Below are 16,549 nucleotides of genomic sequence, written 5' to 3'. Positions count from 1 at the left end.
TTAAATTTTTTGAAGTATCACCATATTTTTAAATTTTTCATTACTTTCAAGTAATTCATCATAACTAGACACTGATTCTATTTTACCTTGATTCAATAAAACAACCTGATCAGCATTTATAATAGTAGATAGCCTGTGAGCAATAATCAGGATAGTTAATTTCCCCTTAAATGTTTCTATATTTTTTTGAATAATTCTTTCTGTTTCAGAATCCAAGGATGATGTAGCTTCATCCAATATCAAAACCTCTATTTCTTTATAAAACTCCCTGGCTATCGAAATCCTTTGCTTCTGACCTCCACTTAAATTAATTCCGTTGTTACCAAGTAATTCACTTTCTTTATTGGTTAAGCCTGAGACAAAATCATGAATCGATGCCTTTACCAAAGCCTCCCAAAATCTTTTTAGATTTTCTTCATTTTGCTCTGACCAAAAAGTGACATTATTAAAAATTGTATCATTGAAAACTACAGGTTCCTGGGTAATATAGCCTACCTTTTTCTGAAAAGTTCTTTTATCCAATTCTTCCAATGAAATATCATCAATGAAAACAGTTCCTCTATCCGGTCTTATCAGACCTGATATCAAATTTACCAAAGTGGTTTTACCTGAACCTGACTCTCCTACAAAAGCATAGGTTTTATTCTTCTCTATATACAAATTTAAATTCTCGAATAAAGGATGGCCTTTAAACCCAAATCCTACGCCTTCTAAAAATATGCCTTTATTTAATCCATTGAATCTTTTTTTACCAAAACTCTCCTGTTCATTTGATAATTCTTTCTGGAAATCCTTCATGTTTTCTAAAGAACCCGATACATTTAAAAATCCATTCCAAGTATTTTGAATCGCTACCAAAAATGTTAAGGCTCGATAAAAAAACAGCAAAGAAAGTACAATCAATCCAAGGGCCTGATTGAAATAACTGACTTGTATAAATATCACCATGACTACTATACCAATGGTAATAGGTTCTCTGATGGCACTTAGAATGGCATTACAGAAGCCTATTTTTAAGTTATCACCTTCTATTTTCTTAATCGCAGCATTTAGCTTTTCCGCATATTCCTGATAGAGCGCAGTTGCTTTTAAATATTTAAAATGGGCTACTTTCTGAATCAATAAGCCCTGAAAAGTATTCCCAACAGCAGTAATGGACTTGGAAATTTCCTTAGTTTTTGAATAAATGATTCGAAACAAAAAATTGGATACTGATCCTCCTACACAAACCCAAACAGCAAATTGAGGATTGGCCAAAAACGCCAAAAATGTATAAACCATCAACATAACCCCATGCTGTAAAGTCATAAGATAATTCGAAAAAGCCTGCACTACCCTACCTGTTTCTCCAGATAAGGTATTTTGGATTCTACCAACATCCGCAGTAGCAAAAGCCCTGTACTGGTAATGACTCAATAAGGAAACCATATCCAGCCTAAGCTTTTTAATAAAAAATTGTTGAATAGTAGTTTTATAGTAGACTTCAAAAAATTTAAAAAGACCTTTCAAAGAAAAAAAAGTAAAGATAACGATTAGAATTACCTTTAAATTAACAGTAAGTCCTATTGCTCTTAAAAACTCTACCAAAAATCCGAGATTACCCATAGCTTCGGAACTGGCTTCCACTTTGCCATCTACCATTTCCAGCAAGGGCAAAAACATCGCCAAACCAAAGCCATCCAACAAGCCTACCAAGATGCTTAAAGCCAATGCTATAAATATTCTGTAGCGTAAATGGATATAAAAGTAGGTGAAATGGGTAAAGTACTTTTTGATGAAGGATTTTATACGTTTCACAATAATCAATTATATGTATATCCGCAAAGACACCAGTAGCCAAATAAATATAAAGTGACAGCTAGTGACAATAGCTATGTTAGAATATTGAATGTAAATAAATTGGGTCAAAATAAACGGTTTATCCATGAATATTATCAATTTTTTCAATCGCTTTCCAGACGAAGAAACATGTATTGAATTCATTAAGAATTTGAGACTTCAGTAAGGTGTCATTTGCAAAAGATGCTCTTGCACCAAGCATTACTGGCTTGAGAACAAGAATGCTTTTCAATGCTCTTCCTGTGAGTTCCGGACCAGTATTAAGAACGGTACCGTAATGGAGAGCAGTACCTTACCAATTCGAGTCTGGATGCTGGCCATTACATTCATTTCAGCGACCAAGAAAGGTTTCAGTGCGGCAGAGCTACAAAGACAACTTGGTTTAAAGCGATACGAACCTGTTTTTAGGATGTACCATAAAATCAGGGTTGTAATGGGAAAACGGGATAATATCTACAAACTCGAAGATATGGTGGAATATGATGAAGCTTATGTTGGAAAGGCAGTCAGTAATAAAACCAAAAGCAAGCTGAAACGAGGCAGGGGAAGCCAAAAACAGTCTAAAGTAGCTGTTATGGCCGAATCAACCGTACTTGAGGATCCCTACTCGGGTAAACTTGAAAAGAGCTGCAGATATTTCAAGATGAAGAAAGTAAAGAACTTGGAGGCTAAAACAGCACAGGTCTTAATCAAAGAATTCATTGATAAAAATACTATACTTAAAACAGATAAGAGTACCACCTTCTCAGATCTGAGTGATTGTATTGATGTTCATGTCAGAGAAATCTCTGGAACAAATGAAGGCACCTTTAACCCTAAATGGGTTCATATTGCTATTAGTAACCTAAAGAAACACTTGCAAACATACTATATGATAACAGAGAGGATGATGCAGAACTATCTTGATGAATTCTGTTATAAGCTCAACAGAAGATATTTCGGTCAAAAGCTTTTTGACAGGCTCATCATAGCTTCAATTTATCCTCACTGGTATGATTGCGGATAATCATAATATATTTAAAGGCATTGTGGATACAGCATATTCAAAATTAAACACTTCTCCAGCAATAGTTTTTATTTTCACGCCTTCATTTCCATTTGGTTCGACGCTAGCTATCGAATGAGAAAGCAGCAAGTTGCCTCCTAATTTCTGAAAAGATTCAGCCATTTTTTCATAAACCATTCCAGTTCCTTTTTTAGGATAAGCAAATACATCAGTTAACGTTTTGTGCTTACTCTTAATGGAGGGTACAAGCGACTGTATCAAAGCTGAGAAAAGGGAAAGCTTTTTTATACGCTGAGCAGCAAAATCTTCATCGAGTTCCTTACATGGGATACCCCATAACTTTCCGCTATGCGATTTAAAAAATATGATACAAAGTTCCTTACCAAATCTTTTTGTTACCCAACTTTCAAAGTTTCCATCGTTTTGTACAGGTATGATTTTTTCTTTTAAAAAACTAAATAAACAAAGAGATCCCTGTTTCCAACCAGGTTTACGGATAGTATCCAAAGGTTTTAGCGGATAGTGTTAGAATTGTTCATTATAATAAATTCGTGTAAGTCTATGGACCATTCTGTATTCTTTACCCACTAACTCTAACCAAAGCTTATTAACAAGGGCATCTTGACTAAAAAAATGATGAAGTCCCAAGTCCACTTTTTGACCCCAAAGAGAGATCGTTCTTGCCATCCCTCCTACTTGTGAAGTACTTTCAAAAACAGTGACTTGACGCCCTTTTTTAACTAATTGATAAGCAGCCGTCATACCAGCAGGTCCCGCACCTATAACTGCTACTTTTTTTTGGGTTATCATTTGTATAAATAGAGTCCTGACAAGGCGTAATAGAGATTAGATAAGATTGAAAAAATATACAGTAGATACTTATGAACCTGTTTTACAGGTATCAGGAAGGCGACTTGATGGAATATTCCTAAAATAATGAAAATCATTCCAGGGTATACAAATCTGGATGTAATACCTTCTCCATCATGATCCCAACCCAAGCCTACCGTAAGGAAAAAATAAAAAATGAGATAGGTAGATCCATACAAAATTAAACTTTTTGATAATAAGTTTAATTTTTTAAAAATCAGCAATATATTTTTCTTTCTAATTAAAGCAATCAACAAAATTATAAACGGAATCAACCCAATAAAAAATAAAACACCCCCTATCTTACCATGAAAATTTGAGAGATCAAAATAACTAAACTGCCCAAGTGAAACGACAAAAAATTGCTTTAATAAATCCATCCGCTCAATGATTCCACCTTTCCTTTCAATTCCGGAAAAGTACCCCGTTTGAATTTTTATAAAAGAATAATTAAGAACAGCAATCACACCAAGAAGTAAGGTTGGGATAACTATTTTTTTGTTTCTATCAATAAACACCCAATAAGCAAAAAAATAGGGTATGATAAATAAACCCATGTATCTATAAGAAAAGAGCAAAAGTGTAAGCAATATCAACATAATGTTCCGCTGTGTATTTTCTATACATTCTAGAACCATAATTATTCCAAGTCCAAAAACTATAAATCCTGCCTCTGATAAAGGAAATTGGAAATTGGCTAGAAAAAAACCTGTTGCCAAAAGGGAAAAATAAAAAACCCAATTTTTTTTAAAGAGTATTTTTAACAGGAAAATAAAGATAATTAAAAATAATGTTTGCGTTATTCTTGCTGCCAAAAACGGATCTACACCAAAGATGAAGGCTATTAGTCCAACACTGATAGGAAAGCCTAAAGGCCATATTCCTAAATTTTTTAAATCCCCTTGAATAAATAAATTAAATAAATCGCCATCCTTAAACAATTGTGCATATTCTAGGTAACACTTACCGTCATATGTCAAGAAATTACCAGGTACTTTGTAAGGTACAATTGTAATTGCTATGGTCATACTTGCAAAAAGTAACCAGCCTACAATTTCGTCAACATGCTCAGCTTTTTGTAAGCTCAAACTACGCATTGACTAATTTAAAAATTCCCATCCTTAATTTTTTCAATTGTTTAACTACAACTGGTAAATTATTGTATTGAATTTGGGGTAGCCTAACGAATTTAGACCCAAAGCTTCCATAAAATCCAGTTATCCAAGGAAAGGATTCATCAGCACTTTCAAAATCAAAAATATAATCCTTTCCACTGTATATCTGAATCATATGATCGATGATCAAGGTATTTCCATTGTGTTTTTTGCCTTCACTAGTGGAAGCATTAAAAATATAAATGATTTTATTTTTCCATATTGTAAAAAGCCCAGATGTCACCTTTTCGCCAGCCGTATTTACAGTATAGAATATCCTAGCTAACCCTTTTTCTCTCAGCTTTTCAAATAATATTTTTAAAATTAGGTAGGTATCTTCCGAAACACCTCCATATATTTTATGGGCCACATTATTTTTAAAGATCTCAATTAACTGATCAATTTTAGTATCTTCAATGATAATCAACCCGTCTCTTATTGCCCTTTTTAAATTCATTTTTCGATCACGATTATATCCCTTTTGAATAGTTTCGTAATCACAATTTAAATTTAGAAGTTGAGTTACTGTGCTTGGTAAGTTTACTAATTCAAAATCCTTTAAATTTGAAAAATTAAAGGTATAATCAATAACATATCGAAATCTCGATTGAAACAATAAATGAATTGATTTTGAATCAAATTTGCTCGCGACATTTTTTTGTGTAAACACTCCCAATTGCTGACAAAAAAAAGGCTGTTTTAAATATAAAATCCCGTATTTCTTTTTAACTGGAAGTGGTATTACGCTTTCGTATAGACCCTCCTTATTCATTTGAATAAACGCTTCCCATCCTGGACTTACTATATCCAAATACCAGGATAAAGCATAAATCTGACCTTCAGAAGAGTTTTCAATGCATTCATCCCATAAATCGCTATTGATTTGTTCTCTTTTAAGATGAATTATTTCTGAATTATTCATTAAAGATCAGTACCTCTATTGGTTATTTTTGAAGCTAATTTTATCCTTTGTGACCTAAGCCATTTTACAAATTTTGGCAAATCATCATACTTCCAAACCTTAATGGATATCGGTTTTGCACCAAAACTTTCATAAAACTTAAAAATTCCAGGAGAATTCAAGATTGGAGATTCAAAATCCAAAACAATTGGTTGATTACAATATTGTTTTACAATTGTGTCAATAATTAAAGACATCCCATTCTTTTTTCTTCCTTCCTCGGATGAAGCACTGTAGAGATAATTTATTTTATTTTTCCATTTAACGAATAAAGCTGCATTATGGAATTTGCTATTTTCATCCTGTGTGTAGAGGCATTTTATTTCGATTTTTTCCTTTAAAATTCGAATTAACCTATCCATTTTCGTGAATGCTTCTTCAGGTATGTTGAAATTATTTTTTATTACCACAAACTCTTTGACCATTTCAAGAAGTGGAATATGGTCTTCGTGTTCAATAATTTCTAATCCTGATTTATAAGCTTTTTTTACTCTTCTCTGTCTGTAGTGAGTGTAGTTAGATGAGATATGTTTGTATTCAGAAGATAAATCTAATAGATGGGTATTAAATCCCTCAAAGTCAGAAATAATTGGCCAACCCGAATTTCCAACATTGAAATGATAACTTTCAATATAGGGAATCAAAGATTTCACCTTTGTTAAAAACGACAGAATAATAGCTTCATCCAAAATTTCAGATGAAGAATAAATACCTAGCTGCATGCAATCAAAAGGCTGCTTTATTACACTAAATCCAATTTTTTTTGAAATTGGCAAAGGTAATACAGCGATATAGTTGGTTTCCTCCATTAGTACCAAAGCTTGCCAATTTGGACTCACAATATCAAGATACCATGATAGAGCATATATTTGACACTGAGCAGAGTTTTCAATGCATGAATCCCATTCATATTTGTCGATTTGATTATGTTTTAAAAAAACGACATCCTTCATCAGAAAATGTATCTTACTATTTTCTGTTCATACTTTTCCCCGCCTAAAGTCTTTTTCCATTTGACTAGACCTTCATTCATTTCCAAGGTTGAAGGAATATGGGAGACCCCCATATTAAAAAATGATTTTTGAAAGAAAGCATCCTCTATCAGGAAACTCATTAAATAATCAAGACACTTTAACTTTTTACCAAATTCAGTAGCTGATACATATTGCAAGTGAATTGTAGTGTCAGTCAAAAAAACCACTGCTCCCCCTAACACTTCAATGCCTAGATTGGCCGAAAAGAACAGTATATTCTCAGGGAACCTAGATTTAAGATAACTAATCTCCTCGAATGAATGAGTTGGTTCCACTTTATGCTTTTCCCAAAGATTGGGAGTTAGAATGTTTTTCCAAAAAAAGAATAATTCATCTGATGCTTCAATGGTGACTCCAGAAGCTTTAGCTTTATTTCTCCCCCACTTTTTACCTTTATTTTTTATGCTATATGGAAGCTTAGTACAATGATGTATTCCTACAAAATCAATTAAGAATCCGAAGCTTTCTAAGACTTCCCAAAGAATTTGTTGAGAACTTTTAGCAAAAAAATCAGGTATCATCTTAACTTTTAACTCGATAATGGAATTTTCCTTGAACCATTTCAATGTTTCAGAAATAACTTTTCTAACTTGATATAGCTTCAAATTTTCTACCAAAATCCATCCCGCATAAGTCAATCCTCTATGGGAATATATTACATCCCTTTCCTTTTCCCCTAGAAATATAGCTATTGGTCTATATCCATCATAAATTAACAAAGATTCATCCTGAAATCTGTCACCATGATATTCTATGAATTCTCTACGGTGAAGAAAGGTGCCATTTAAACTGTTGTCCAGTACATAATCCCAATCACGTTTAAGAACTTGATGGAAAGAAAGAACTTTAAAAATAGAACCTTCCAGAGTTGAGTTTTCCAAAATATAATGAAATTCGTTTCTAAGTACCAACTATTCAGGGTTTTGATGAGCATTCAAATACTGATATTCGAATCCTTGAATAATATTTTTAACATGTGTGACTATTAAATTTTCACTTGAATACTCGTCTAAACATCTACCCAAAAAGTTGGATAATCCTTGATGGAACGGAGGAATAGTATCCTCATTCCAATTTGAAATTTTGTACCTAGGTACAATATCTATAAAACCACCAGACAAACTTGTTGCCAAAATCATGTTTGCACCATGTACACCTATAACAACATGACTTTTGGAATAAACCTCCAACCATCGCAATTCATCTCTTGATGTTGTATTAGCTGTACGAAGATCTGTCACTTTTTTCTGCAAGCCACCACGGTTTCCCATACCTGTTGCAAAAAAAGAAACACTTTCAAATTCTTTATTTAGCTTATCAACTGTTCGATTAATAAGTTGATTCTGTCTCCAAATGTATATGGGCTTCAACCATTTCATTAGTCGATATTTTATACCAATCAATAGTAAAAACCCCATGATATGACTGTTATGCCAAAACCTATCTTCACGAAGTGAGAAAGTGATAACAGGTGGTATTTTATGGAAATTATGTATGTCAAATGACTTTGTTTTACAGATTTTTTCAATATCAACAAATTTGTAAGGATTTAGATACAATGCTTTACTAAGTAAAACTTTATCAAATCTTTCAAACTGGTTCCAAACAAATGTCTCTACCTGCTTATAATAATTGTTACATTCTTTTATCGAAAGATTTACAGCCCATATTTCTGCAACCCCATTGGGTACCAAATATTCAAATTTAGAAGGTACTAGTATTACCAAACCCATATTTGGATATCTTTCAATCAGAGATGGGGCATTGAAAATTCTTGATAAAAAATGTGCAAAAATGCTATCTAGACAATTGAGTAATATGATTTCTTTTTTATTTACAAAAGATTTGACTTCAATAAAGACATCATCAATTAATTGTTTATCCAACGATTGAATTAATGGATCTGCATGCCAATCTTTAACTTTAGGGTCAAAGGATTTTAACTTTTTGTCTTTTGAAAAAGAGACTGGAAAATAAAAATCATGGGAAATAGGTAATGTATGATAGAACTCTAATCCACAATGTTCACAAACACAGTCTTGTAAGACATGCAATCCTTGAAAGATAAACTTTGTGATAGTTACTGAGGCATCTTCACAAGAAAGACATCGTGGCGGGCTAACCTTATTTGGTTTAATTGATATCATTCAATTAAAAATCATGTAAACCATCGATTTTTTCCTTTTTCCAATTCGATTTCAATTCTAAAAAATCTTGGTAATCCTTCACATAATCCGCAGGATCATACTTTTCAGAACAAAAGACCATGCATATGGCATCCGGGCTAAAGTCATACACTGTTCTCCAAGTCAAGTTAGGTAAGTACAATCCTTGATCAAAGGCATTAACTGTAAAGGACTGTTGTTGCATACCATCATCTACCAGTACTTGAAAGGATCCTTGCATGGCTATCAGGACTTGTTCATTCTTGATGTTGGCATGATTTCCTTTTCTATCCGTTGCATCAGCACCTTTAAGATAATAAACCCGCTCGATTGGAAAAGGAAGTTCGGATCCCCTACTCCCAGTAATCAACTCAGTCGTTCCGGAAAGATGTTTTTCAAAACTTATATATCTTACGAGTTCAATTTTGGGCATTTATTGTAGGTATTTTGCTCCTTCTTTTGGTTAAACTATCTGGCATATCTATTCAACCCTCTTTTGAATAGCAGGTAAAACGCGGCAAACAAAAGCAAACAGAACATATACACCTCAAAACTCTGCAAATACCCTAAATGCATACCATAGCGCTGCGCAGGAAATCCTAACCAATCTTGTTGAAGCATGGCTTGGATCATTTCAGTTCCACCCAAGGAAACCCAGAACATGGATAATACCAGTCCACTGATTCCCAGTACCCATATATCTTTTCCAATCAATAAATACCTACGCAAAGACTTTAAGACTAAGATCAGTAAAAAGGGAACAAAAGGAACCAATAGTCTGCTTTCCGGGTGAAAAATAAATGGTAACATAAGCAACAGCAGCAGGACAAATCCCGCTCCTAAGTTGGCTGCTTGTTTGAGCATCTTGGGTCCTAGCACAACCGTCACCGGCAATAAAAGTCCCCAATACATCAAATGTCCGGTAAGGAAATCATACGGCCTCACAATCTTATCAGCCCAAAATGACAGCCAAAGATCCGATATACGAACATTTTCATTGCTTCCAGAAAGTAGGGCTAGCATAACTATAACAAAGACCACAATACCTGCAAAAGAAGCGATTCTTTTGATAGTGAGTTTTTTCTTTACGATTCTCCAGCTTTCTTGTCCATTGACAGGGTTCCAATATAAGATCGCAAATACCACGGATCCAATGCCAAGGATTGCCAAGAAGTTTAAGGCTATGACTCCTAAGGACTGATCCAAGCGACCTGTTTGCCAAGCAATGACTCCCAATAGCATACACACCACGATGGTCATCAATACAGGAATCGCAGATTTAGGTCTTCCCTGATCATATATCGCAAGTTTCCCAGCAGGCATGACTAATAAGATCGCCCCTGTGAGGAATAAGGTTGGCCAAGTAAAGACTCCAATGAGACTGATCAAAAATAATTTGGCCTTTTCATGACGGACGAAGTAATTCGCCTGGGCCATCCCCAGCATCAATGCCCCTAATCCAGGAAGAAAGGGGTTGAACCAATAGTCTTTTAAGAGTGCAAAATTGAAAAACAGTATTATGAAGCCTAAGGCCTCTAGCGTATCTGAAAGTCTTAATTTTTTAGACAATTGAAAATACCAGTACATAGTCAAACCCACAAAAAGCAAATGCACAATCCGAATTCCAGAGATCAGTGTTTCCGGTTCCAGCTCAAAACCAAAGATCACATATAAGATATGGACCAAGGCATAGGGCATGATAAACTGCAATTGCCAGAAATTATAACTTTCCACATCGATTACATCCACAAATTCGATGGCCACCTGCCTGAAAAACAACCCATCTCCCATCGCTCCCTCGTTGATTGGAATCACTTCTCCTGTCATTTGGTACAGCAGGATGAGAAGGAGAAGAAGGATTAAGATTAGGCGGGGCAAGGGAGGGAAATTAGGAATGAGGAATTAGGAATGAGGAATTAGGAATTAGGAATGAAGAATTAGGAATGAAGAATTAGGAATCAATGTCGTTTAGATAAGAATGCAAGTTGAATTGAAACTTTTCCAAAGTTTGATTAGAAGTACAATCAAACTGAAGCTGCAAACAAAACTTTGGAAAAGTTATGCTAAACTAAACGACATTAAATTAGGAATGAGGAATGATAGTGAACAGTGCTTGTACTGAGCGAAGTCGAAGTACTTGTGCTGAGCGAAGTCGAAGCACTTGTGCTGAGCTTGTCGAAGCAAGGAATTAGGAATGAAAGTGAGCCATGAAAGGATGAAGGTTGAGGGACGTCTTGGGTTTTAAATCAAAATTTTGGATTATAACTAGTGTTAGGAAATATACTTTTTTTTGTCTTTACTTCGCCCGCTTTCCCCTTTTACCTTTTCCCTATTACCATTTACCTTTTTTTTCCTTGTATTCTGCGCTTTCTGCGAGCCTTTGTCATCCATAGACTAGAATTCCCCCAACATCTCCGGGATCGGTTTCGAGGACCTGAACTTTTACTTGTCGGTTGACTTTTTCGTAGGTTTTATTCGTTAGGAAGTCTAGGTATTCCAGGTCTAAGTTCTCCCCTATCAAAACCAATTGGATGGTCCCTGAATCAATGCCCATGGCATAATCCCCTACGATATAGGCTCGTTCCACGGGTCCCATGCGACGAACCACTTGTTCCAGCAACTCATCTAAGCCCAAGAATTTTGCTACCATTCTAGAAATTTCCGTGAAAAAAGGATGTGCATGATTGGCTTTATAGACCTTGGTCTTCCCCTCCTCTTCTGTCACGAGCAATCCCGCCTCTGTCAAGCGATTCAGTTCCACCCTCACCGAGTTGGTCGACTCCTCAAAATCCTTCGCCAAGGACCGCAAATACCCTGAATTGTTATTGGAAAATAACTTCAACAGGAGTTTGATACGGGTTTTGGAGGTTACGAGGGAATCGAGCAAGGGAATGAGGAATGTAGAATGAGGAATGAGGAATTAGGAATTAGGAATGAAGAATTAGGAATTAGGAATGAGGAATGAAGAATTAGGAATGTAGAATTAGGAATGAAGAATTAGGAATGTAGAATGCTTGTGCTGAGCTTGTCGAAGTACTTGTGCTGAGCTTGTCGAAGCAAGGAATGGAGAATGTTGATTTTTTTAGTAATTATTTTTGGAAATTGCAAGTAATTATGTTGAATGTTAAGTACTTAAGATGCACTTCCTTAATTAATTTTTCCTGATTTTTGAATAAATAAAACCCGAGATAATATGGAAAATGTGATATTGAATAAGACAAAAGAATTTGCTGCAAAGATTTTAAATTGTTATTTCTTTTTACAAACTAAGCATCATTACCGCCTATCTGAACAACTCGTTGGTGCAGGTACTTCTATAGGTGCAAATGTGGTGGAAGCTCAAGCTGCACAGTCCAAAAAAGATTTTATTTCCAAGATGTCCATCGCAGCTAAGGAAGCAAGAGAAACGGAATATTGGCTTGATTTAATGGCTATACCCGAATTATTGCTTAACCACGATGACTTTAAATTTCTTCAAAAGGAAATTATTGAAATCATCCGAATCTTAGATTCAATTATTATATCAACCAAGAAAAATATGAACAAGGACTCCAGAATATAATGGACTTTAGGCCTAAAAGAAATAGTGTTAGAAAGGATATTCATTCCTAATTCCAAATTCTTAATTTTACACTCCCTACAGCTTCGCCCTTTCAGTCCCATTGGGCTTAACTTTTTTAGTGAGTAATTTTTTTACTCAATGAAACAAATTTATGAGTTGGTGGGATGATTGCAAATTATTTTTGAAAAAGATTGATGGGGGCTCGCGGAAGGCGCGGGAAAGAGACGAGAAGCGAGAAATAAGACATAAGACACAAGACATAAGAAACGAGCTTGCCTACCCTGAGGTAGGAGACAAAAAATCGACAGTCGAAGAGGATTGCAGATCCTCATGCATCTGCTGACCGAGATTGCAAATCTCGGACAGCTGGTTGCAAATCTCGGATAGCTGGTTGGAAATTTTGGACAGCTGACTAAAGAGGCAAACCATTGTTTGGCTTTTGGGGTTATGGTGGTATTATAAAACTTGAAAAACTATGACACTAGCGATAACGGGACCAACTTCGGGGATTGGTGAGGAAACCTTGAAGGCCTTGGTAAATTCATTCGATGAGATCTTGGTTTTGGCTCGAAATGAGGCTAAAGCCAGGCAGTTGATACAGTCTTTTAAACCGGCTATTCAGGAGAAAATTCGATTTGTGCAAGTGGACTTATCAGATTTGAATTCTGTTCAAAAGGCATCCGAGGAAATCCTCTCCACTACTGATCAAATTGATGTGCTCATCAATAATGCGGGTGGAATTTTTCAGAAAAAGGAAATCACGGTGGATGGATTGGAACTCTCATTTGCAGCGAATCACTTAGGGCATTTCTTGTTGACCAAAAACATCATGCCCCTCCTATTGAAGTCCACCCAACCGAAAGTCATCAATGTGAGTTCGGAGGCCCACCGAGCAGCAAAAATGGATTTCGATAACCTGGCAAAGTGCCAAAATGGTTTCAGTTCCTTTACCGCTTATGCCAACGCAAAGTTGTGCAATATTCTCTTTAGCAAATCCTTAGTGGACCATTATGGTTCCCAAGGGCTATCTGCCTATGCTTTGCATCCGGGCGTGGTAAAAACCAGATTTGGAAATGAGGCCGGCGGAATTTTCAAAGTGATGTGGAAATTGGCAGAGCCTTTTATGATAACTCCTGCCAAGGGTGCAGCTACTTCCATTTATTTGGCCTCGACCGCTTTATCTCCAAAATTAAATGGCTATTACTTCAAAAACTCCAAACCCAATACCCCTACTTCCACGGCACGATCCAAGGAAATACGAGAAAAGTTATGGGCTTTGAGTGAGGAATTGATCAGCAAGATATAATTCAGTACCAAGTATCAGAGGAAGCAGGATAAAGGTTCCTACATGGAACCTTTTACTTCTTCCTTTTTACGACATAATTCTTTATTGGGAACTCCATGACTGCCCTGTCCAACTTGCCATCGATATAATAATAGCGGTTGGTATTGCCATTCACCTGAACTTCGTAGTAGTCTTTCACTTTTTTGATGGGGCTGACGATTCCATAAGACTCCGCAATGAATTCTTTAACATTTACGGGTTCGTCAAAAAAGAAGGACACAGAACTAAAGAACAAGGGGCGCGTATAGGCCGTATCCAGTTCAAACTTATAATTGCTGGCTTTTACATCGTATTGATCAGCATTCCAACGAATCTTACTGTTAAAATCCCCCTTATTGGTGCTTGAATTCACATCAGATCGCATGAGTTTTTTGTTTTTATAGACTGATTGGGTCAGGTATTCCAGGTTGATTTTTCCAAAAAACCAAAAACTCACATTGCTTTTCAACTGGTACATGACCTCTTCACCCTGCGGTTTTTTTTCGGCAGTCATCTCTCCTATGGAAATGCCTGCAATTGAAATATCGTACTGCTGCTTTGATTGAGCCAATCCCTCAAATGAAAGTAATTTGGCAAAAATGAGTATTAGAAATAATTTATTTGGCATAATTTGACTCTTATTTTAGAAACTCGCTAAAGATTTAAAGAATTTATTCGAAAACCTTTAATGCTATTTAGTTTTAATACGTATCTTACAAAGCTATAAAAATCACCAAAGGAATTATAATTTATGCCGATTAAAACTGTCATCATTGGTTCGGGTAAATATCTACCGGAACTGATTGTTAGGAACGAAGATTTTTTATCCAATGAGTTTTTAAATGAGAAGGGTGAAAAATTCCCCAAAGCGAATGAGGATATTGTCAGAAAGCTCCAAGAAATCACCGAGATAGAGGAGCGTAGGTATCTTCCCTCCCATTTGAATACTTCCGATATGGGCTTTTTTGCAGCTCAGGAAGCGATTGCAAATGCGGGAATTGACAAAGAATCTTTAGATTACATCATTGTGGCCCACAATTTTGGGGACTTACAGGATCATAACCGAAAGGTGGACATGGTCCCTACCCTTGCTTCTCGGATCAAGCATTTATTGCAAATTGCCAATCCGGACTGTGTGGCTTATGATTTGCCTTTTGGCTGCCCGGGATGGGTACAAGGCATGATTCAAGCGGATTATTTTATCAAGTCCGGTGATGCTAAGCGTGCTTTGGTGATTGGAACAGAGAATTTATCCAGAATTGCGGATCCGCATGACATTGATGCCATGATTTATTCGGATGGTGCCGGTGCTGTGGTGGTTGAGGGAAAAGAATCCGATCAAGCTATTGGGATACTAACCCATAAGACCAGAACTGATACTTTAAACCATGCGCATTTGTTGAATATGGGGGTATCGTATAATCCTGATTACGAGGATGACACCTTGTTTATCAAGATGAATGGTCGGAAGTTATACGAGTATGCGATCAGCACTGTGCCGATTTTGGTGAAAGAGACCATTGAGAAAGCAGGGTTGGATATTTCTGATATCCATAAGGTGTTGATCCATCAGGCGAATGCAAAAATGGATGCAGCCATCATGGAGCGTACATTCAAGCTGTTTGGTCATAAGGAATGGCCCAAAGAGGTGATGCCGATGATTATTTCCAAAATGGGTAACAATTCCGTTGCGACGGTTCCGGTGCTTTATGATATGATTATCCGAGGGGAAATGGAGGGGCAAGCGATTCATTCGGGGGATACCCTGGTGTTTGCATCTGTCGGTGCGGGGATGAACGTGAATGCCTTTGTTTATAGGGTTCCGTAGAGGGAGGGGATTGGTGTTGATTGGATAAGGGTTAACATTTAATGAAGGAGTATTGAATGGGGATTTTTCTTCCCTTGGGTTGAAACCCAAGGCTAAGATGTGGGGCGTGCCTATGGCATTAGTGGCTATGATCTCATTCCTTGCTTCGACAAGCTCAGCTCAAGTGCTTTGACTACGCTCAGCACAGGCATTCTTTGTTTCGACTGTGCTCAGCACAGGTACTTCGACTACGCTCAGCACAAGCATTGCTAACTGTTCACTGCTCCTCCAATGCCGGGGCTTAAAAGCCACGGCAATTGATGGGGGTATTCCTTAAAATTATTTTCTTTAGCGTAATTAAATTGAAAACATCTTCGTGGGTTAAAACCCACATTTCATTACTTGCTTCGAATTAGCTCAGCACAGGTACTTCGACTGCGCTCAGCACAAGCATTCCTCATTCATCATTCTTAATTCTTCATTGCTAACTGTTCACTGCTTACTACTAACTCTTTACATTCTCCAACTACCCTCGAAAGTCCACAATAAGACCTCATGGTACCTAAAAATAATTATCATCGTATCGGCTCGTATGGCGTGGGTGGCTCGACGATAATTACCCTGCGAGCCTCTGGTTTCAGGAGGAGATTCTTCTCCCCGAGTTGCGGTGCATGAAAATAATCGTAAATAACCTAATTCACCAAGCACCTTACCCGGGGTTATTCATGATTTAAGCCCTTCAGGCTTATAAGGAGACACTAGAGTTCATCGCAGGAAGAAAATTGCTACAATTTAGAGGCAAGAAATTCTTTCATTTTTAATTCCTT

Annotated in this window: 15 protein-coding genes and 1 pseudogene; 4 read left to right on the top strand and 12 right to left on the bottom strand. The window is 36.4% G+C overall.

The annotated features are described in order from the left end of the window. On the bottom strand, positions 1-1,797 hold the full coding sequence (locus tag ACXIUD_RS11755; RefSeq protein WP_458052837.1) for an ABC transporter ATP-binding protein: 1,797 nt from the start codon (positions 1,795-1,797) through the stop codon (positions 1-3). A gap of 127 nt (positions 1,798-1,924) precedes the next feature. On the opposite strand from ACXIUD_RS11755, the pseudogene ACXIUD_RS11750 reads away from it, so the two are divergent. After that, a pseudogene (locus ACXIUD_RS11750) lies at positions 1,925-2,845 on the top strand (IS1595 family transposase). Here the strand turns inward: ACXIUD_RS11750 and ACXIUD_RS11745 are convergent. From ACXIUD_RS11745 to ACXIUD_RS11700, 10 genes are all read right to left on the bottom strand, one after another. Further along, complete coding sequence (locus ACXIUD_RS11745) at positions 2,846-3,352, bottom strand: FAD-dependent oxidoreductase (protein ID WP_458052836.1); 507 nt, start codon at positions 3,350-3,352, stop codon at positions 2,846-2,848. It lies immediately after the preceding pseudogene. A gap of 18 nt (positions 3,353-3,370) precedes the next feature. Then, complete coding sequence (locus tag ACXIUD_RS11740) at positions 3,371-3,655, bottom strand: FAD-dependent oxidoreductase (RefSeq protein WP_458052835.1); 285 nt, start codon at positions 3,653-3,655, stop codon at positions 3,371-3,373. Then, complete coding sequence (locus ACXIUD_RS11735; protein ID WP_458052834.1) at positions 3,652-4,803, bottom strand: hypothetical protein; 1,152 nt, start codon at positions 4,801-4,803, stop codon at positions 3,652-3,654. The genes ACXIUD_RS11740 and ACXIUD_RS11735 overlap by 4 nt, the downstream gene beginning before the upstream one ends. A 1-nt stretch (position 4,804) precedes the next feature. After that, positions 4,805-5,791 carry a hypothetical protein gene (locus ACXIUD_RS11730; protein ID WP_458052833.1) on the bottom strand — a complete coding sequence of 329 codons (987 nt, stop codon included), beginning with the start codon at positions 5,789-5,791 and terminating at the stop codon, positions 4,805-4,807. Beyond that, entirely contained in the window at positions 5,791-6,639 is an 849-nt protein-coding gene (locus ACXIUD_RS11725) for a hypothetical protein (protein WP_458052832.1), read from the bottom strand. Before ACXIUD_RS11725 ends, ACXIUD_RS11730 begins: the two co-directional genes overlap by 1 nt. 143 nt (positions 6,640-6,782) lie before the next feature. Then, a complete protein-coding gene (locus ACXIUD_RS11720) occupies positions 6,783-7,745 on the bottom strand; it encodes a hypothetical protein (protein WP_458052831.1) in 963 nt (320 codons plus the stop codon). A 30-nt stretch (positions 7,746-7,775) separates the two neighbouring features. Further along, positions 7,776-9,011, bottom strand: a complete 1,236-nt coding sequence (locus ACXIUD_RS11715; protein WP_458052830.1) for a hypothetical protein — start codon at positions 9,009-9,011, stop codon at positions 7,776-7,778. A 4-nt stretch (positions 9,012-9,015) separates the two neighbouring features. Further along, positions 9,016-9,462: a sugar 3,4-ketoisomerase gene (locus ACXIUD_RS11710; protein WP_458052829.1), complete on the bottom strand. Its 447-nt coding sequence runs from the start codon at positions 9,460-9,462 to the stop codon at positions 9,016-9,018. Between the two features lie 35 nt (positions 9,463-9,497). Beyond that, positions 9,498-10,907, bottom strand: coding sequence for a hypothetical protein (locus ACXIUD_RS11705; protein ID WP_458052828.1), 1,410 nt, complete (start codon positions 10,905-10,907; stop codon positions 9,498-9,500). 505 nt (positions 10,908-11,412) lie between these two features. After that, positions 11,413-11,916, bottom strand: coding sequence for a winged helix-turn-helix domain-containing protein (locus tag ACXIUD_RS11700; RefSeq protein ID WP_458052827.1), 504 nt, complete (start codon positions 11,914-11,916; stop codon positions 11,413-11,415). 306 nt (positions 11,917-12,222) lie between these two features. Here ACXIUD_RS11700 and ACXIUD_RS11695 point away from each other — a divergent pair, with 306 nt between their 5' ends. Then, the gene (locus ACXIUD_RS11695; RefSeq protein ID WP_458052826.1) at positions 12,223-12,591 is read left to right on the top strand and encodes a four helix bundle protein; all 369 of its coding nucleotides are present in this window, start codon (positions 12,223-12,225) and stop codon (positions 12,589-12,591) included. Between the two features lie 475 nt (positions 12,592-13,066). Then, positions 13,067-13,897: an SDR family NAD(P)-dependent oxidoreductase gene (locus tag ACXIUD_RS11690; RefSeq protein ID WP_458052825.1), complete on the top strand. Its 831-nt coding sequence runs from the start codon at positions 13,067-13,069 to the stop codon at positions 13,895-13,897. Between the two features lie 52 nt (positions 13,898-13,949). On the opposite strand, the gene ACXIUD_RS11685 is transcribed toward ACXIUD_RS11690, so the two are convergent. Further along, positions 13,950-14,543: a DUF6134 family protein gene (locus tag ACXIUD_RS11685; RefSeq protein ID WP_458052824.1), complete on the bottom strand. Its 594-nt coding sequence runs from the start codon at positions 14,541-14,543 to the stop codon at positions 13,950-13,952. A gap of 123 nt (positions 14,544-14,666) precedes the next feature. Between ACXIUD_RS11685 and ACXIUD_RS11680 the strand changes: the two genes are divergently transcribed. Next, entirely contained in the window at positions 14,667-15,743 is a 1,077-nt protein-coding gene (locus ACXIUD_RS11680; protein WP_458052823.1) for a 3-oxoacyl-ACP synthase III family protein, read from the top strand. Positions 15,744-16,549: the final 806 nt, after the last annotated feature.

The organism is Mongoliitalea sp. (assembly GCF_054166905.1).
This window is presented reverse-complemented; position numbering and strand designations above follow the sequence as displayed.